This window comes from Priestia sp. YIM B13491 (genome assembly GCF_042787605.1).
GTDB classification, from domain to species: domain Bacteria; phylum Bacillota; class Bacilli; order Bacillales; family Bacillaceae_H; genus Priestia; species Priestia megaterium_E.
The window spans coordinates 560,807-579,156 of sequence record NZ_JBHZOR010000004.1 but is presented as its reverse complement, the minus strand read 5'-3'; the positions used below and the strand labels follow the sequence as shown (position 1 = coordinate 579,156).

The window sequence follows — 18,350 nt, the reverse complement described above, 5'->3', positions numbered from 1 at the left end:
TGTGCCTATTTTCTTCCGTGGAGCGTAAAACACATCGGCACTTCTCCAAAATCTTTTACAACTGTTAACCCCTGCTCGTTAGCGGCTTTACTTGTTGTAATACATGCGTCTACCTTTCCTTCTAAGCAATCAATCGCCGCTTGAGCATTACTATTTACTAACTGAACATTAGGACTGATGGAATGAGCTAAATTAACAGGGGCAGGATGTGAAGCAATTAACAGGTTGTTGTTTGTTATCACCTCTTCTTTTGAGGCAAGCACCATGTTATACGTTGGCATAATAAAGCTATCTACTAGCTCTAAACTAGTTAAATTTTTGAACACAATATCATGTAAGTAAGGATATACAGCGCAGCCTAGAAGAGCAGAACTCTCTGTTTCTTTCACATGAACTAAAGCTTCTTCCAACGTTTGGTGCAAAAAGACCTGACCTTGTATGCTTTGGCGTTCAAACCACAGATAGCCTGCTTTTTCACAATTTGTTCCTTCAGGCCCTAAGGTATGGATAATGCTAATTTTTTGAAGCTGCTTATTTTTCTTACTAGACGACTCTGCAACTATCATAGCCTTTGATACCCCCTATGCGTTTACTTTATTTTTATAAACGATTTTTACTTTGTTATCTAAATAGCTGTAATACTGCTCACAGTCGGAATAAGAGTCATGAGTGGTTAAAATAAATCCAGGGTACCCTGAAAAGTGCGGATATGGTAAAATGTCTGTCCCTTTAGTTATAAATTGAATAACCCTTTTTACTTCAGTATCTCTACGCACGTCTTCTAAGCCTCGAATTTCTTTGAAAATCCCATGACCTTGCACAGGGATAATGTAGTTGCCCACCACTTTCTTTCGTTTTTTTTCATTTTTTAATACAGAAGGTTTTTCTCCTAATACATAGTAAAAAACTAGCTCCATATAGTTAATGCCTGTACTTTCCTTTACGATATAATGAGAAATCCCAGATCCTCCAATGCGCGCTCCTATTTCAATTACATAAGGTTTTCCTGCTGGGTCTAGGCGTAATTCAATATGAGCCGGGCCATTCTCAATTCCTAAAGCATTTGCTGCTCTAGCTGCTTCTTGTGCAATAGATTGCCAAACGTTTTCTTCTAGCTGAGCTGGAGCTATATAAACACCTTCTTCAAAGAAAGGTCCTTTGGAATTTCCTTTATAACCTATAGAAAGTACATAAACTTCTCCTTCTACAGAAAACGTCTCAATAGCAAACTCTGGTCCGTCTATAAATTGTTCAATTACCATGCCCGTTTTATTTTTTGTGAATTTACTTAGGTCTTCTTCATTTACACGTCTCACTTTTTCTACGCTGTCAATTAGTTCTTTTTTATTATTCGCTCGTGATACACCTTGACTGGAAAATCCGTTAGAAGGTTTTACTACGACAGGATAAGGCAGTGAAAGATTCTTTAATTCCTCCGTATTTTCAACCTCTTTAAAATACGGAGTGTTAAGATCATTATCTTTTAAAACCTCTCTCATCTTCTGTTTGTTGCGACAGTTACTAATCACAAACGGTGATAAGCCCGGTAAGTTTAACTCTTCTGTCAGCTGAGATACAAACTCTAATGCAGGCTCATATAATGTCATAATGCCGTCAAAAGGATTTTTATGATGCTCTGCTTTAATAATCTCAAGAGCTTTGTCTGGGGTGTGAAATAAATCGATAGGTATGAAATTTTGTACGTTTTTAAGATGCTTAGGTTCTACTTCTTCTTGGTTATAAAAAAACGTCACGTTAATTCCGAGAGCTTCTGCTTCTTCAAAAATAAACGGTAAATATGTATTTTGTAACACAACTGCTAGATGCTTATTTTGTAACGGCATTTACTTCCCCCCTACTTTTAAACAGCTCTTCACTGTTCGATGACTAAATTCTAATGACCGCTTCATATATTTGTCAATTTAATTTTATATAACATTAGGAATATATAGAATATTTAATATATTAGTAAAAAGTAAAGAAAAGAATGGTTTATAGGGTTAATACCAAAGCGAAACTAAAAGCACGAATTTTGCTATTTGATTATAAAGATATTGTTAGAAAAAATTTAATGAGAATTTTTCTAAAAAAAAGAAAGGTCGACATAGATTCAACCTTTCTTTTTTTATTTTTTATTAAAATAGATATTAACCATTTATAAAGTTACATCTTTTTCAGCCATCTCATTTAGTATTCTTTTTAATGCAACGTCGGGGTTTAATGCGGGATCCTTTATATGCTGAACTAAGCCTTCCGCACTTTCACTAATCTCTTTTTCGGTAGCTACAACCGAATTGTATTGAACAAAGTGAGTAAGAAACTTCATGCCCGTTAAGTTAGCCGTTTGTTGCAGCGGTTTTGTTAACTCACTGATCGTATAGTTATTATAACCTCCTGCTCTGTATGACTTTTGCGGACCCCCCACTGAAATTGCCAACACAAATTCTTTTCCGTGCAGTTGAGTACCATTCGTACCGTAGGCCCAGCCGAAAGTTAACACATCGTCCAACCATTTCTTCATTAACGGAGGTGTACTATACCAGTAAAAAGGAAATTGAAAAACGATGCGGTCATGCTTTAATAAAAGCTCTTGTTCTTTTTCTACATCAATTTCCCAATTTGGATAGCGCTCATAGATATTATTAACTGTGACATCTTCCTTCTCTAATCGCTTCATCCACGCTTTATTAACGTTAGATTCTGCTAAATTAGGGTGAAATATATTTACTAATACTTTCATTATGATCTCTCCTATACTGTGTATGATCTTTATAGTACGGAGATGATTTTCACTTAAACATCTCCTCTTAAATTCCTTTACACGTTTATTTTAGGAGATATTCAAGTCGTTTTCTTGTACAAAATTCGGTTATTTTTGTACAAAATTTTGTTTCCACTTAAGCGGGGACATTCCGGTTATTTTCTTAAAGTGCCTTGAGAAATGGCTTTGATCTGTAAAGCCTAATTCATAAGCAATTTCACTAAGCGGCAAACTAGACCTTTGCAATTTTTCTTTTGCTCTTTCGATCCGAATCTTAAGCAAGTATTGATGGGGCGTTACGCCTAGCGTTTGTTTAAAGCCGTTAATGAAATGAGAGGGACTTAAATTAGACAAACGAGTTAACTTATCTAATGTAATTGATTCAGCATAGTGGTCTTGCATGTATTCCATCGCTATTTTTAAATGCTCAAGTCCCGGATTCTTACCAAGGAAATTGGGCTGACTATCGTTATGCTGTTTTAAAATCTGATAAATAATTAAATTTGTAACTGAGTCAATGTACAGTTTTCCTTGGGGATTCCCCTGTTCGACTTCTTCGCTAAGCCATAAAAGCAGCTGCTGCATTTTATAATCTTGATTTCTAAGGTAATAGCTTAAATCAAGCCTAGAAGATAAGTTTTCTTTATCAGCTATTTCTTTAACGGTTTGAGGATCTAACTCAACACGCAAAAAAGATAGCGGTTCTTTCCATTCGCAAGTGCTGTCAGCTCCAGCAGGAATAAAGTTAATATCATTTCTAAAAGCTACTCCTCCATGAAAGCTATCTGCTACTGTTTCTTGAATCGCAACAGGCTTAGCGGTACGGTGAAGAAGAAGCAAATGTTTATCCAACGTTTCACGTGCTTGTTGAGGCTGCACGTTTTCTGCTTTTATAATTTGAACATTTTCTTGTTTTTGACTCAAGGTGTCCTTTGAGTTAAACTTCACTTCTTTCATATTGCGCTCCTTTTTCATAGATATATCCATTTTTTACTTTCTTGTTTGAATTTATGTGAACCCTTTTTGTTTACTATAACGAAAGAGAAAATAAAAAGAAAAAGAAGTGAACTTATAATTCACTTCTTTTTTTGACGTAGCATTTATTTCATAGGCTGCAAATGATTATTAGCTTTTTGTTTGGCATCACGCTGAGCGAAAAAAATGATGCAAAGCGCCAGAAGATATAAACATGCAAAAGCTGTTATGTACCAAAGTGCTGAGGTAATTCCGCTTACATCCATAGTAAAGCCAATAAGTGCAGGGAAAACAGCTCCTCCAAGCCCTGAAAAACCAGTAATTAAACTTGTTACAATACGAGCAGATCCAGTAAACGTATGGTTAGCATATACCATCGTTATCGAATAGATACCTGACATTGCAAGCCCTAAAAACCCTAATAAAATATAGCCTGCTACTGCTTCTTTTAACACAATAAACAGCACTAAACTCACAATTGTTCCTCCAATGCTGCCAAAAAGATAACGTTCGTATGTAACAATTCGAATAATCCATCCAGTAGCCACTCGTCCTATTAGCATAGCCACCCAAAAAACGCTTATGCTCAAAGTAGCCTGTGACGGAATTACATCTAGATACGCGATAAAAATAGACGAAAGAAAATTATTCATACTGCTTTCTACTCCAGCGTACATAAAAATCATCACACTAAAAAGAGCAAGTATTTTCCATCTTTGATTTTTAGCAAGCACAGGCGCAGGTTCTGAGTTGGCGTCTGAAGCATCGCTTTCTGAAGTTAGAACAGTCTCTTTTTTAAAAGGAATCATTTTACAAACCACAACCATTAGTAAAGCTAGTACACTCGTTATAAAAAATGAAAACCTCCAGCTGTTCTCTGAAATCAATAAGCTAGCTACTAACGGCATCAACAGCGCACCTAGACCAAATGATACTTCTAAATAGCTCATAACAATAGCTCTTCTACCGATAAATACTTCCATCATTAAAGTAGCTACAACTACTTCCAATGCGGCTACACCAATACCGTTTAAAAAATTGAATGCAATAATCCACTCAAATGGCGGCAATAAAAGCATGCCTATTTGTGATAACGCTATCATTAGTGCAGAAACTGTAAGTAAATTCATTTCTCTGAAGCGTCCTAATAGAAAAGAAGATAGCGGAACTCCTATCAAAAATCCTAAAGAACCTAATAATACAAGCTGCCCGCCAACTGTATAGGACACATGATAATGCGTTAACAATTGCGGTAAGACGGACCCTACGGCTGTAATGACTAATCCGCCCAGCAAATAAAGCGCATATGAAGCTAGCGCAAACTTTTTCATCTCCCCACTCCCTTACATTCTCTAAAGCTTTCTTTCTGTACTTAATTATAAAGCTTTTCCTTCAGTTGTTAACTGAAATTTGAGAAAAAGTCCCTTTTTTAAAAAGAGACTTTTTTTATTTGCTGTTAGTAAATCCCTAAACACTTATTTATTCCTCTTTTACTTCCAATTAGATACAGTCCAACTCAAATCAACTGGCTTGGTTACGTGCAAGTTTCTTGAAAGCGGTTCACCACAAGTAGATACTTCTACTTTCCCGGTATCTGTATGAATCTGAAATGAAAAACTTACGTCTATAGGCAAAATGAACGTACCATAATATAAGTTTGGCTGTACCATTTTTAAAGGAAGTCCCGCATAAATAGTTGTTGCTTCTGAAATATCCTCTACGGACCGAACCTGTAAAGAAGCCACCATTTTATCCGGCATATATTCTACTATTTCAATTTCTTTTTCGCACCGTAAACTGTTTTCTTCAAATGAAATAGTTGTTTTCCCAACTTTTTTCGGTGAAATTCTTCCGTTGCTTTCTACTTCTGCTATACGTTCATCCGTAACAGAAAACGCACCATTTAGTTCACTCATTTTGAAACCGCTGCTAAATGATTTAATGAGATTAAGACTGCATTTAGATTCATTTAACCCTACTGAGCTTCTTCCCGTTAACTCAATTGATTCCAACTTGCCTTTATTTCCAAAGAAGTAGATCAGAGGTGAGCTTATTCTTTTAGCCCAATCCCCTTCTGTGTGAGAAGCGTCAGGGTCTTGATAATAAACTAATTCTTTTCCATATTCGTATCCCGCAGCTATTAATTTTTTCGCCACTTGCTTTACATGGTCTACCATGATTAGTAGACCTTCTTGTTCTCCAACGTCCATCCATACTTTATATATTTCTTTCTTATCTGTGTAAGACTCAACTAAAGGAAATACGCTTAAAGACTTTGGATCTACATAACAAAAATAAGGTGAAAGGATTCCTAACATTCCAAATACATCCGGCCTTCTAAATCCCATATGATAAGTAACGGCCCCTCCTCTTGAAGATCCCATTAGGGCAGTATGACGCGCTTCTTTTTTAGTTCGAAAAATAGAATCGATATATGGCTTTACTTCTTCAACCACAAATTGTTCATAAAATTCTCCTTTTGGTGTCTTTGTAGCTAATGGCTGAGGGATATTCAGTTCAGATATGTCTAATGTGTGATAGCTGTACTCTTCTGCTCTTTCTTCATGCATATTTGATATTCCAACGATAATAATTTCTTCGATATGCCCCTCCTTGATTAAGCGCTCTGCTTCAAGATGGATTTCCCATGACTGCCCGTTGATAGCAGCTTTGTGGAAAATATTTTGTCCATCATGCATATATAGCACAGGATAATACTTTTCTTTCTCTTTTTTGTAGCTCGGAGGCAAATAAATATATAAATTTCGCTTATTATTTAAATAAGTCGAATAAAAATCATTTACCGTAATGATGTTAGGTCCTGTCATTTATTCTCTACTCCTTTTTTTGATAACGAATAGTTTCATTAATTAATTTAATTAATTAATATAGACGTATATGGAGAATTAATTTCTCCACACGTTTCATTTCTTATTATAAAGGCCATACCATAACGCTAGCCCTCCTGCCCCAATCACTTCAATGTTTTCTCCTAACTTAGAAGATTCCACTTCTATCGCATCAGTTCGGGCTAGGAAAGAACACTGATTTACTTCCTTATTGATAATATTCTTTACTGGTAAAATGGGATTTGATAAGGTACCGCAAAGAACGACTTTTTTCAAATGAAGCATATTGATAAAAGAAGATAATACAACAGCGATTTGTTCAGATGCCTTTTCAATCACTTCCAGCGTAGCTTCATCACGATCAACAGCTTTCCGGAGAACCTCATCAGCTGTTGAAACTTGTAGTTCTTCTAAAATAGCCTGTTCTGAGGCGTATTGATTCAAGCAACCTTTATTTCCGCACCAGCACGGTTTCCCTTGATGTATATAGGTCATATGGCCAAATTCTCCGCCCCCTGTTAAACCGCTGCGATACAGTTCATTTTTCAGAACCATTCCAGCTCCTATTCGATGACCTAAATAAATACACATAAAATCTGATAGTTGTTTGCCATTACCAAACATTTTTTCTGCCAGTGTCATTGCGCTTACATTGTTATCTAAATAGATAGGTAAAGATATTTCTCTTTGTAAGTAGGATACTAGTTCAACATCAGGCCAGCCCAAACGCTGATTTCCTAAAAGTTTTCCATTTTCAATATCCACAACACCTAAAGCTCCTATGCCCACTCCTTCTATAACCATCTCTGAATGATCATGCAAATACGATTTAATTCGTTCTGCCGTAAATGCTAAGAACTCCTCTTCATTAAACTTAGAAGGAACAGGTATTGTTTGTAAGTCAGTAATTCTTCCTTTTAAGTTAACAAGCCCCATTTTCAAACGCTCCATACTTGTATGGATCCCAAGAACCCAATAAGAATCTCCGTTCAAATCTAGAGCTACCGACTTTCGTCCGGCTCTAGGACTCTTTGTTTGAAGATCTCCTTTTTCTACAATTAACCCGCGTTCAATTAACTCTGCTGTTAAATATGTAATCGTTGCAGGAGTTAAATGGGTAATTTCAGCAATTTGCTGCCTAGAAATTGGACCATTTTGCAACAGTAGTTTTAGAACTAAAGATTGATTTAATTTCTTCGTTCTTGTCGTATTTTGCCCTTTTAATACCATGTAAACTCTCCTATTGTCGTTCTATTTCCTTCATTATAACATTTAATTAAAAGGTACATATCAACGTTGCTTACCCTTTTGTTCCCCCAGCTGTAAGTCCGGTCACAAAATATTTTTGCAAAGCTAAAAATAAAAAGCTAATGGGGATAGCAATTAAAACTGAGCCTGCTGCAAATTCGGTAAATGAATTTCCGAATTGACCGCTGATCATGCGGTACAATCCTACAGCTAATGTGTACTTTTCCTCAGAACGTAATAAGATAGTAGCTAAAATAAAATCGGTAAATGGAGTAATAAAGCTAAAAAGCGCTACTACTGCCAATATAGGCTTTGCTAAAGGAAGCACTATTTGATAAAAAATACGAAAATTCCCTGCTCCATCCATTCTTGCAGATTCGTCTAATTCTTTTGGAATCGTATCAAAATACCCTTTTGCAAGCCACGTATTCATTGGTAAAAGTCCGCCGACATAAATCAAAATTAGCGCTAGATGTGTATCTAACAGCCCGCTTAAATAGGCTAATACATAGATAGCAATTAAGGCTGAAAATTGTGGAACCATTTGTAAGATTAAAAATAGCATTAAGCTGTTTTTTCTTCCCGCAAATTGAAAGCGTGAAAATGAATAAGCCATTAAACCCACCATGATAACCGACAATACCATCGTTACTGTACTAATTTTTAACGTATTCCAATACCAGCGCAGGTAATAGCTATCATTAAAACTGAACAGTTCTTTATAATGAGACAGAGTTGCGTTTTTCGGAAACATGGATGAATTAGATAAACTGTTACCCGGATTCAAGGATGAACCGATAATCCAAAGTACTGGAAAAATTACAATAGCACTGGCAAGGGCCAGTACGATATAAGAAAAAGTTAATCGAAGAAATCTCTGTGTCTTTATATTCATATCACATCATGTCCTCTTCTTTAAAAGATTTTGTACGCCTAAATTGCCATAACGCTATAGCTATAACAATCATGGAAAGTACCAACGTAATGGCTGCAGCTTTCCCGTATTGCGCTGAGGTCATGGTCAAATTATAAATCCATGAAATTAAAATATCTGTACTCCCCGCATTTTGACCGGATACAGCCGGACCTCCTCCATTAAATAGATAAATTACATTAAAATTATTAAAATTACTTGTAAATTGTGTAATCATAATAGGCGCTGTTGTGAAAAGGACGATTGGAAGTGTAATGTGCCGAAACTTATTCCAAAGCGTAGCTCCATCAATCGTTGCAGCTTCATAAAGTTCTTCTGGAATTGATTGCAAAACGCCAGTAATCATTGTAAAAACAAAGGGAAATCCAATCCACCATTGAATGAAAATTAAAGCTACTTTAGCCCAGAACGGATCGCTCATCCACGGAATTGATGCTATACCAAAGAATGCTAATATATCATTATTAATAGCTCCAAATGTTTCATTAAACATTCCGCTGAAAATGAGGATGGTGATAAAAGCTGGTACAGCCCAGGGCAAAATTAAGATCGTACGAAAAAGGCGTTTAAACTTAAGTTCTTTCTGATGAATTACGATGGCTAAAAACATTCCGATTGCAATTTGGCCAATTGTTGCTATGAAAGTCCAAACAACTGTCCACGAGAATACCGAAATAAAGGTTTCTCTCCAAATATCCAGCTTGAAAATATCAATAAAATTACTGATTCCGTTCCAATCAACCAAACGAGCCGGAGGAGAATGATAAAGATTATAGTTCGTAAAAGCTAATAGCACCATAAAAATAATTGGAAATACTACTACTAAAATAAGGAGTAAAAAACCAGGTGATAACATTAAATAAGGGAAGCCGTTTTGAATTAAATTTTGGTACTGTTCCTTCACTGAATGAACAGTTATCCCCTCGTCTCGTTTTTTACCGTTTTGATAGGCATCATATAAGTTATAAGCGTATATTCCTGCTCCAAAAGCTAGTACGATTATTGCTAAGATCCCTTCTACTAAAAGAAAAATAGAATGATCCCGAAAGGGTTTTGTTCCAAGAGTCACAAGCCCCCATAATCCGATATTTAATAAATCTTTAAAGGCTATAATAAACGAGGCTGCTAAAATAAATAGAAAAAGGCCTTTTAATAGCTGCTTATTGTAAATTTGACCTAAACCGGGAATACAGGATAAATACATAGCAATTCGACGATGCTTCTTTGGATGAATTTGACCTGAATAAGATGTAGAATATTCCACTTGTTTCTTTGTATCATTCATGCTGTCCTCTCCCTTCTATTAACTACCATGGTTTGCTTGAATTTGATCATGTATTGTTTCTGATGCTTCATTCAACGCTGTTTTTGGATTTTCCCTTCCGTTAGCAATTAACTGCAGCGCTGTTACCATCGGACCCCATACTTCATTCATCTCAGGAATATTTGGCATTACTTTTCCTGTACTTGCTTGTGTAACTATAGCTTTAGATTTTTCATTTTCTTGAATTAAAGGATCATTTAAAAGTGAGACAACAGGTGGAATCTCTTGTGTTTTTTGATAGCGAATCTTTGCATTTTCATAGTTCGTCAAATATTCGACTAGCTTAGTAGACCATTTACTGTATTTTGTAAAGCTATTGACTTCCCATCCTTTTACTCCAATAAAAGTTTGCATGGGTTTTCCATTTGGCAGTGTTGGTAACGTTGAGACACCTAGATCAATTCCTGCTTGTTTGTAACTGTCAAAAGCCCATGGCCCGCTCATCACAGAGGCAATCCTTCCTTCACTAAATAAGCCTTCTAACGTCGAACCACCGTTTTCGCCGATAATTCCTTTTGGAAACAACCCTTCCTGATACCACTTCTTTATGTATGAAGCTCCTTTTACCGCACCGCTGTTGTTTAATTCAACCTTAGAAGCATCTACGTGCCCATTTTTTGATTTAAATATTTCTCCTCCCATTCCTGCTATTACGGCATTTGCAAAATAGAAGTTATCCCAGGGTGCTAGGAAAGCATATTGTTTATGACCTTTAAACTGCTTTGAAATCTTATAGAGCTCTTCCATCGTCTTTGGAGGTTCTTTCATGAGCTTTTTATTATAAAGAAAAACAGGCGTTTCAATTGCTTTTGGAAGTCCATAAAGCTTTCCATCATAAGTCTGAGACTCAATCGCTTGTTTCGTAAATTGATTAATAGTTTTCTTGTCTACTTTAATTGGCTTAATTAGACCTTCTAATGCTAACTGTCCAATCTGATCGTGCGGTAAGCTCAGTACATCTGGGCCTGTTCCAGCAGGTCCATCTAACCTGATCTTTTCTTTAATTTCTGCGGATAACTCTAGCTCCTTATATTCTACTTGAATACCATATTTCTTTTCGAAATTTTTTATAGCAGGTACTAAAGCTTGTGCTTTTCCTTTCTCCTCCCAAACAATTAGTTTTTTTGGCTTTCTCTCTACTTCAGTTTTTTCTTTAGCATCTAATTTTTCTTCTATACCACATGCTGTTAATAAAGCAATTGTAGAAGCTAATAGAATGCTTTTTTTAAAAAACTTCATTTTTTTCTCCCCTTTCATTTATTCTTTGTCAATTAATTAAATTATTTAATCAATTAACTTATAATTCATCATTATAAATTCAAAAATGAAAATTGCAAGCACTTACAACACAATAAATATTTAAAAATAAGCATTGACAACAAAAAATAAAAAAACTAATATTATTTTATTAATTATTTTAATCAATTAAAAAAAGGGGATTTATTTGTGAACTACACTTCTATTTTACACCGTCCTAAAGACAATTTTGCATATGCATACGATGAAGACACCTTACATATTCGCTTGCGATCTAAAAAAGAAGATTTAAACGAGGTTACCCTTATTTATGGAGATCCTTATTTATGGAAAGACGATAGTTGGCTTTATAAGAGAGAACTTATGCTTTTGGCAGGATCTGACGATTTATTTGATTACTGGCACATTTCAATAAAACCAGATAATCACCGAATACGCTATGGATTTATATGTAAAGACAGCATTGAAGCAGTTGTTTATACTGAAAGAGGTTTTTTTGACGAAATACCAAATCATTGTCACTACTACTTTTGTTTTCCCTTCTTAAATAAAATTGATGTGTTCACTACTCCTTCTTGGGTAAAAGATACCGTCTGGTACCAAATATTCCCTGAGAGGTTTAGTAATGGAGATGCTTCTATTAACCCAGATAATGTAGAGAAATGGGGAGAAGCACCCACAGCTTCAAATTTTTTTGGAGGAGATTTACAGGGTGTAGTGAATCGTCTAGATTATTTAGTAGACCTAGGTATTACAGGTATTTATTTTACACCGCTATTTGAAGCAGCTACTAATCATAAATACGATACTACAGACTATTTAAAAATTGACTCTCACTTCGGTGACAAACGTGTATTCAAGAAACTGGTAGAAGAATGTCACAAAAAAGGGATTAAAGTTATGCTTGATGCAGTCTTTAATCATAGCGGTTATGGTTTTAAGCCATTTCAAGATGTTTTAGAAAAGGAAGAACATTCAACTTATAAAGATTGGTTTCATATAAAAAAATTCCCTTTGCAAGAAGAAAATAAAGTGAACTACCGTACTTTCGGTTTTGAACCAATTATGCCTAAATTAAATACAGAAAACAAAGAAGTGCAAAATTACCTTCTGCATGTCGCAAAATATTGGATTGAAGAATTTAATATTGACGGATGGCGTTTAGACGTTGCAAATGAAGTAGATCATCATTTCTGGAGAGAATTTAGAAAAACTGTTAAATCGATTAAACCAGACGTCTACATCTTGGGAGAAATTTGGCATGATTCTATGCCTTGGCTTCAAGGAGATCAATTTGATGCAGTCATGAACTATCGTTTTACCAATGCTGCCTTGGATTTCTTTGCAAAACAAATATCTACAGTTGAAAAATTTCAAAATGAATTAACTAAAGTTATGCAATCTTATCCTCAACATGTAAATGAAGTCGCATTCAACCTTCTTGGAAGCCATGATACACCGAGAGTTTTAACAATGTGCCAAGGTGAAACCCAAAGGCTCAAACTGCTGTATGTATTTCAATTTTCGTTTACAGGCACGCCGTGTATCTACTACGGAGATGAAATTGGTTTAACCGGAGGAGACGATCCTGGATGCCGTAAATGCATGGAATGGGATAGTACAAAGCAAGATCTTGATTTATTCTTTTTTGTAAAGAAGCTACTTTCACTGCGTAAAAAATATGCATCTTTTAGAAGCTATGGAGAGTTTGCTTTTAAGAATTTAGCTAAGGATGTATTATCTTACACAAAAACTGCGGAATCTGAAGAACTGATGTTCATTATTAACCGTTCAAATGTTAAAAAAGAAATTCAACTTCCAGATAACTTTAACCACGCTCTAGACATATGGACAAATCAATACGTATCTAAACATCTATCTCTCAAAGGTCATGACTTTGCTATTTTACTGAAGAACTTTAAATAGAAATTAAAAGAATTAGTGAGAAGCTTTCTGAGTTCTTAGCAAGCTAAAAAAGAACAGACGAGAGTCTGCTCTTTTTTGTTTGAACTTTATAGTGATGCTTTTAAAATAGCTAAAATATCATCTTTATTTAGTTTCTTAAAGTTACCGAAACCTCCGTGCTCCATTTCACGAGCAGCAATTCCAGCAATTTCGTCTAGTCGCTCTTCTCCGATATCGTAATCAGCTAAGCGAGAAGGTGCACCAAGACTCGACCAAAAAGCGCTCAGCTTATCGATTCCTTCTAATGCAATGTCTTTGTCGCTTTTACCTGCAGTATCAATATCAAACATGCTTGTCATTACACGCTTCATACGCGTTACATCTTGATCTACAACGTATCGCATCCAATTTGGGAATAAGATTGCTAAACCACCCGCATGAGGGATATCATATACCGCTGATACTGCGTGTTCAATTGTATGTGAAGCCCAATCGCCAAAGTAGCCCATTTGAAGTGTTCCATTTAATGCGATTGTTCCGGAATATAAAATCGTTTCGCGGTGCTCGTAGCTTTGCAGATCTTCTAGTAATTTCGGTGCTGTTTCAATTACTGTTTGTAATACAGAATAGCACATACGATCTTGTAAAGGCGTGTTTTTCACGTTATGGAAATATTGTTCGAACACATGGCTCATCATGTCTACCATGCCGTAGATAGTTTGATCTCTAGGAACAGACATCGTGTTTACAGGATCTAATATCGAAAATATAGGATGCGTAACGGCACTTCCCCAAACGTATTTTTCATTTGTTTCCCAATTCGTAATAACAGAATCAGGATTCATTTCAGAACCTGTTGCTGCCAATGTTAATACTGTTCCAAACGGCAGTGCTTTTGTAGCCGTTACTTTTTTGTTAATAATATCCCAAACGTCTCCTTCATACTCAGCTCCGGCAGCGATTGCTTTTGTGCAGTCAATCACGCTTCCACCGCCGACTGCTAACATGAAGTCAATGTTTTCATTTCGGCAAATTTCAATTCCTTTTCGTACCGTAGATAGTCGAGGATTTGGCTCTACGCCCGCTAACTCATGTATATTTACGTTTAACTCTTTTAACAGCGTAAGAACTTGATCGTATAAACCGTTTTTCTTAATGCTTCCTCCGCCGTAAACAAGCAAAATATTTTTTCCGTATTTCGGGAGCTCTTCTGATAATGCTTGAAGCTGATCTTTTCCGAAGATTAATTTTGTGGGATTATGATAAATGAAATTTTCCATACTATCTGTATACCTCCTAGTTGAATATAAAGTGAGTTGTCGCATTACGCGAACAAGAATGTAAGTATAAATGTAAAACAAAAATTTTTCAAGAGTTAAGTTCTCAAATCGCGTACTTTATTTTATTGAGTAATTAAAATGAAGAAAATGGCTTCTTAGATATAAAAAAGAGAGCAAGTAAATGCTCTCTTTAAAGTTCTTTATAAGCCATTTTTCTATACGTAACAAATCCTTCTTTTTCGTAAAAGCTCTCGGCAATCGTATTGTCACTCCAGTAATCTAACTCAATTGTAGTGATCTCTTTTTCACGAGCAATGCTATAAATTTCTTTCATCAAACTCGAACCAAACCCTTTGTTTTTGTAGGGTTCTGCGATGTTTATTTGATGAACATAAATTGACTTGTAAGTCTTTTTAAACACTGTCTCTGAATACTGCTTTATTTCCAGCCAAGCGAATCCCACATGCTGACCTTCGTTTTCTCCTAAAAGAAAGATAAATCTATCGTCTTTCATCAGGTTCTTAAAAAATTCATGTATCTTCTGAAAATCATATGTTTGAAAGCGCTCGGGGTATAATTCTACATGCAGTTGATGAACAGACTGATTAAGGTTGGCAATTATATCAGCATCGAAAGTACGGCTAATCTTCAATTTTTTCTCTCCTATATATCTCGTATTTAGTAATGGTCGTTATGAATTTATTTCGTTTAATATAGCCGGTGCGTTTGAGGTAAATAACAGATAGTTTTTATTGGTCGTTTTTATAAAGACACGGTCAGTTGTTCCGTACGGAGGGCCAATTCGAATGGCGCTTGCTTCTTTACCTCCGTACGTGTCATCTTCCGTTACTTCAAGAATGTCTTCTAACGGAATCGTAAAGTGTGAAAGCTGCCATTTTATAATGAGATTATCATTTATTTTTCGGACACTGATAGTTGGTGTAAACATTTTACACATCCCCTTCCCTTAACTTTCTCCCTGTGCAAAGTGTTCTTTTATCCTTAAAATTGCTTCTTTCGGACAGTCTTGAAAATACCCTCCATGGTAACAAATAACATGCTCAATGTCGTAGTGTAAGAATTTTTCCAGTGAGTGAACTGCTTGGTCCATATTTAAGGTCGTTTGTTTAACAGGTCCCATTAGTTGTTCATTTGCAAATACTAAAGCATCTCCAGCAACCAGTGTTTTTGATTTTCTTAAATAAAAACTAACATGCCCAGGCGTATGTCCGGGAGTGAAAATAACTTCAATACCTCCGCAGTATGGAAGCAGTTGCTCTTCTTTGAATACTGTATCTACCTCAACTTTTGGAGGATTTTTATATAAATATTTTATTTCGTCAGGTATAGCTGCTAGTTCTTCGTTACTCATTCTACTCGCATTCGTTTTAATAAACGGAAGTTTCCCTTCAATATACGGCTTATCAAATTCATGAGCATGTACGATGATATTTTCATTTGATTTTTTTCGTATATCAGTCGCACATCCTATATGATCTAGATCTTGGTGTGTTAGAAGAATTGCTTTTAGCTGTTCAATAGATATATTCAATTCACCCAAGGCCTCTTTCAGTTGATCGGTTTGCCCAGGCATTCCTGTATCAATTAGAACAGCTTCATCGTTATTCCAAACTAACGTAGGATTTAATATTATATCTTGGTCAAAAGCTCTGGCGGTCAACTGTAGCATTTCAACACCTGCAGAAATTCTCATTGCACTCCCCTTTTCTTATTAAAGTAAAAAGATTTTCAACCTCCACAATCGCTTAGCATGCAGTGGTATTCTTGAATTTTATCAATAAACAAAATAAAAACCATACTGGAAAAAAATCACTTTTTATGCTATAATATCTATAAAATAAAGCTTACTATGATAGATCTTTATAAATAAAAAGGTGAACCTTGTTGTCCGAGGTTCCCCTTTTTTTGCTTATTGTTAGCCGTATAGCTTTTTTATTTCTTATCTTCTCTTTGGATACACTCATGCAAAGGTACAACCTTGGTTTTCTTTGCTATTTTATATGCCCACCACGTCGCTAAAAAGAGAGGCAGGCCGATGTATGAGACCGTTAAGCCGTACCAATCAATTTTGTCAGAAAGTACCGCTTGATAGTTTTGTCCTAAAATAACGACGAGACACATTCCAAATGCAAGAACCGGGCCTAAAGGAAACCATTTTGCTTTATAAGCCAGTTCATTTATATCCCGTCCTGAAGCAACATATGCTTTTCGGAAACGATAGTGGCTGACGGCAATACCAATCCACGCAATAAATCCGCTCATGCCTGAAGCGTTTAAAAGCCACATATACATTTGATCGCCAAAAATTGATGTTAAAAAGGCAAGACCGCCAATGATAGTGGTTAAAACAAGCGCGTTTACTGGAATTCCTCGACGATTAATTTTTCGAAGCGCTTTAGGCGCTTGCCCTTCATTGGCCATGGACCATAACATTCGCGTAGAAGCATATAAGCCAGAAGTTCCGGCTGATAAAACCGACGTAAGAATAACAGCATTCATCACTGAAGCAGCTGCAGCAATTCCTGCTTTTTCAAAAACAAGCGTAAATGGACTAACAGCAATGTTATCCACATCTCCTCCTAGAAGAGATGGACTTGTGTAAGGAATGATAAGCCCAATTACAGCAATGGCTGCAATATAAAATAGAAGAATGCGCCAAAAGACTTGGCGAATGGCTTTTGGGATATTTTTTTGAGGGTTTTCACTTTCCCCCGCCGCAATGCCGACTAGCTCTGTACCTTGAAAAGAAAATCCCGCGATAAAGAAAATGCTTAGTACGGACAGAAATCCGCCGTTGACCGGCGCTTCTTCTAATGTAAAGTTTTTAAAACCGATATATTCACCGCCGAAAATGCCAAATATGGTCAGAAGGCCCACTCCGATAAACACAATGATGGTTACTACTTTTACGAGAGCAAACCAATATTCAGATTCTCCATAGCTTTTTACAGATAGGAAATTAAGTAAAAAAATTAAGCCTAAAAACAAAGCGCTCCAGATAATACTTGGCACATCAGGGAACCAAAACTTCATGATAATAGCAGAAGCAGCTATTTCTACAGCGAGCGTAACAGCCCAGTTAAACCAGTAGTTCCAGCCGAGCGCAAAGCCGAGAGCTGGGTCTACATAATGACTGGCGTACGTTGAAAAAGAACCTGATACCGGCATAAACGTGGCCATTTCTCCAAGACTAGTCATGAGAAAGTAAACCATAATTCCAATAGCCCCGTAAGCAATCAGCGCTCCTCCAGGTCCAGCAGTTTGGATGGATGATCCAGTAGCTAGAAATAAGCCCGTTCCGATTGACCCTCCAATGGCAATCATGGTCATATGACGCGCTTTTAAATGGCGTTTTATATGCTTATCGTCCTGCTTCTTTTCTTCTTCATTACGATTTATATCGACCGCTTCCATACTTATCCCACCTTTATAAATGAACTATGCGCACATGTTTAATGTAAAGCGTATAAGAATATCCATCTCCCACAAAAAGCAGGAGATGGACTCTTCATTGCTTACTTTGAAAAATCAAAGTAGTTTCGTTTTAATAGACGAGGCAGGCTCATAAGCTGTTCGTACGTTACACTTTTTTCTAAGGCAGAGGTGTTAATTAAAAACAGTTGATCTTCAATGTGCCCAACCGTTTCATCTGTTTGATACGTAATCCCGCATTCTGAACATGTAATGGAAGGCGTCTCTTTAATTTCTATAGCTTTTGTGCCGTCAGGAAGCTCCCAATAAACCGTTGCATCCGTCTCTTTCGCTTCATATGATTCGCACCATTGGCATTTCAACA

Annotated in this window: 17 protein-coding genes; 1 reads left to right on the top strand and 16 read right to left on the bottom strand. The window is 36.2% G+C overall.

All coding sequences use genetic code 11. From position 1 onward, the window contains the following. Positions 1-5: 5 nt before the first annotated feature. The 10 genes from ACFX4E_RS17920 to ACFX4E_RS17875 form a co-directional block, all read right to left on the bottom strand. Positions 6-566 (bottom strand): hypothetical protein, encoded by a 561-nt coding sequence (locus tag ACFX4E_RS17920; RefSeq protein ID WP_060745619.1) that lies wholly within the window; start codon positions 564-566, stop codon positions 6-8. Between the two features lie 15 nt (positions 567-581). Further along, on the bottom strand, positions 582-1,844 hold the full coding sequence (locus ACFX4E_RS17915; RefSeq protein ID WP_028408504.1) for an ATP-grasp domain-containing protein: 1,263 nt from the start codon (positions 1,842-1,844) through the stop codon (positions 582-584). A gap of 311 nt (positions 1,845-2,155) precedes the next feature. Further along, on the bottom strand, positions 2,156-2,740 hold the full coding sequence (locus ACFX4E_RS17910; RefSeq protein WP_028408505.1) for an NAD(P)H-dependent oxidoreductase: 585 nt from the start codon (positions 2,738-2,740) through the stop codon (positions 2,156-2,158). A 129-nt stretch (positions 2,741-2,869) separates the two neighbouring features. Further along, entirely contained in the window at positions 2,870-3,718 is an 849-nt protein-coding gene (locus ACFX4E_RS17905) for a helix-turn-helix domain-containing protein (RefSeq protein WP_377237938.1), read from the bottom strand. A 143-nt stretch (positions 3,719-3,861) separates the two neighbouring features. Continuing rightward, positions 3,862-5,067, bottom strand: coding sequence for an MFS transporter (locus ACFX4E_RS17900; protein ID WP_098578773.1), 1,206 nt, complete (start codon positions 5,065-5,067; stop codon positions 3,862-3,864). Between the two features lie 159 nt (positions 5,068-5,226). Further along, a complete protein-coding gene (locus ACFX4E_RS17895; RefSeq protein ID WP_377237939.1) occupies positions 5,227-6,564 on the bottom strand; it encodes an alpha/beta hydrolase in 1,338 nt (445 codons plus the stop codon). 96 nt (positions 6,565-6,660) lie between these two features. Further along, positions 6,661-7,815, bottom strand: a complete 1,155-nt coding sequence (locus ACFX4E_RS17890) for an ROK family transcriptional regulator (protein ID WP_060745623.1) — start codon at positions 7,813-7,815, stop codon at positions 6,661-6,663. Between the two features lie 70 nt (positions 7,816-7,885). Next, positions 7,886-8,728, bottom strand: a complete 843-nt coding sequence (locus ACFX4E_RS17885) for a sugar ABC transporter permease (protein ID WP_060745624.1) — start codon at positions 8,726-8,728, stop codon at positions 7,886-7,888. Between the two features lies 1 nt (position 8,729). Then, complete coding sequence (locus tag ACFX4E_RS17880; RefSeq protein ID WP_153012200.1) at positions 8,730-10,052, bottom strand: carbohydrate ABC transporter permease; 1,323 nt, start codon at positions 10,050-10,052, stop codon at positions 8,730-8,732. 18 nt (positions 10,053-10,070) lie between these two features. Beyond that, positions 10,071-11,330, bottom strand: a complete 1,260-nt coding sequence (locus tag ACFX4E_RS17875; RefSeq protein WP_081085232.1) for an extracellular solute-binding protein — start codon at positions 11,328-11,330, stop codon at positions 10,071-10,073. A gap of 207 nt (positions 11,331-11,537) precedes the next feature. Between ACFX4E_RS17875 and ACFX4E_RS17870 the strand changes: the two genes are divergently transcribed. Then, positions 11,538-13,274: a glycoside hydrolase family 13 protein gene (locus ACFX4E_RS17870; protein WP_377237940.1), complete on the top strand. Its 1,737-nt coding sequence runs from the start codon at positions 11,538-11,540 to the stop codon at positions 13,272-13,274. Positions 13,275-13,360: 86 nt separating this feature from the next. On the opposite strand, the gene ACFX4E_RS17865 is transcribed toward ACFX4E_RS17870, so the two are convergent. From ACFX4E_RS17865 to ACFX4E_RS17840, 6 genes are all read right to left on the bottom strand, one after another. Further along, complete coding sequence (locus ACFX4E_RS17865; protein ID WP_335707899.1) at positions 13,361-14,533, bottom strand: iron-containing alcohol dehydrogenase; 1,173 nt, start codon at positions 14,531-14,533, stop codon at positions 13,361-13,363. Between the two features lie 190 nt (positions 14,534-14,723). Continuing rightward, positions 14,724-15,185: a GNAT family N-acetyltransferase gene (locus ACFX4E_RS17860; RefSeq protein ID WP_377237941.1), complete on the bottom strand. Its 462-nt coding sequence runs from the start codon at positions 15,183-15,185 to the stop codon at positions 14,724-14,726. 39 nt (positions 15,186-15,224) lie between these two features. Continuing rightward, entirely contained in the window at positions 15,225-15,482 is a 258-nt protein-coding gene (locus ACFX4E_RS17855; RefSeq protein ID WP_098578776.1) for a SunI/YnzG family protein, read from the bottom strand. An 18-nt stretch (positions 15,483-15,500) separates the two neighbouring features. Continuing rightward, a complete protein-coding gene (locus ACFX4E_RS17850) occupies positions 15,501-16,247 on the bottom strand; it encodes an MBL fold metallo-hydrolase (protein ID WP_377237942.1) in 747 nt (248 codons plus the stop codon). A gap of 239 nt (positions 16,248-16,486) precedes the next feature. Further along, the gene (locus tag ACFX4E_RS17845; RefSeq protein ID WP_098658392.1) at positions 16,487-17,968 is read right to left on the bottom strand and encodes an amino acid permease; all 1,482 of its coding nucleotides are present in this window, start codon (positions 17,966-17,968) and stop codon (positions 16,487-16,489) included. Positions 17,969-18,069: 101 nt separating this feature from the next. Next, on the bottom strand, positions 18,070-18,348 hold the full coding sequence (locus tag ACFX4E_RS17840) for a YokU family protein (RefSeq protein ID WP_013057076.1): 279 nt from the start codon (positions 18,346-18,348) through the stop codon (positions 18,070-18,072). Positions 18,349-18,350: the final 2 nt, after the last annotated feature.

What these genes read in the sequence shown, in the direction of transcription:
- ACFX4E_RS17905 (WP_377237938.1), bottom strand. Translation starts at nt 3,718, where the DNA reads ATGAAAGAAGTGAAGTTTAACTCAAAGGACACCTTGAGTCAAAAACAA.
- ACFX4E_RS17855 (WP_098578776.1), bottom strand. Translation starts at nt 15,482, where the DNA reads ATGTTTACACCAACTATCAGTGTCCGAAAAATAAATGATAATCTCATT.
- ACFX4E_RS17910 (WP_028408505.1), bottom strand. Translation starts at nt 2,740, where the DNA reads ATGAAAGTATTAGTAAATATATTTCACCCTAATTTAGCAGAATCTAAC.
- ACFX4E_RS17915 (WP_028408504.1), bottom strand. Translation starts at nt 1,844, where the DNA reads ATGCCGTTACAAAATAAGCATCTAGCAGTTGTGTTACAAAATACATAT.
- ACFX4E_RS17895 (WP_377237939.1), bottom strand. Translation starts at nt 6,564, where the DNA reads ATGACAGGACCTAACATCATTACGGTAAATGATTTTTATTCGACTTAT.
- ACFX4E_RS17880 (WP_153012200.1), bottom strand. Translation starts at nt 10,052, where the DNA reads ATGAATGATACAAAGAAACAAGTGGAATATTCTACATCTTATTCAGGT.
- ACFX4E_RS17865 (WP_335707899.1), bottom strand. Translation starts at nt 14,533, where the DNA reads ATGGAAAATTTCATTTATCATAATCCCACAAAATTAATCTTCGGAAAA.
- ACFX4E_RS17885 (WP_060745624.1), bottom strand. Translation starts at nt 8,728, where the DNA reads ATGAATATAAAGACACAGAGATTTCTTCGATTAACTTTTTCTTATATC.
- ACFX4E_RS17875 (WP_081085232.1), bottom strand. Translation starts at nt 11,330, where the DNA reads ATGAAGTTTTTTAAAAAAAGCATTCTATTAGCTTCTACAATTGCTTTA.
- ACFX4E_RS17900 (WP_098578773.1), bottom strand. Translation starts at nt 5,067, where the DNA reads ATGAAAAAGTTTGCGCTAGCTTCATATGCGCTTTATTTGCTGGGCGGA.
- ACFX4E_RS17920 (WP_060745619.1), bottom strand. Translation starts at nt 566, where the DNA reads ATGATAGTTGCAGAGTCGTCTAGTAAGAAAAATAAGCAGCTTCAAAAA.
- ACFX4E_RS17890 (WP_060745623.1), bottom strand. Translation starts at nt 7,815, where the DNA reads ATGGTATTAAAAGGGCAAAATACGACAAGAACGAAGAAATTAAATCAA.
- ACFX4E_RS17850 (WP_377237942.1), bottom strand. Translation starts at nt 16,247, where the DNA reads ATGAGAATTTCTGCAGGTGTTGAAATGCTACAGTTGACCGCCAGAGCT.
- ACFX4E_RS17845 (WP_098658392.1), bottom strand. Translation starts at nt 17,968, where the DNA reads ATGGAAGCGGTCGATATAAATCGTAATGAAGAAGAAAAGAAGCAGGAC.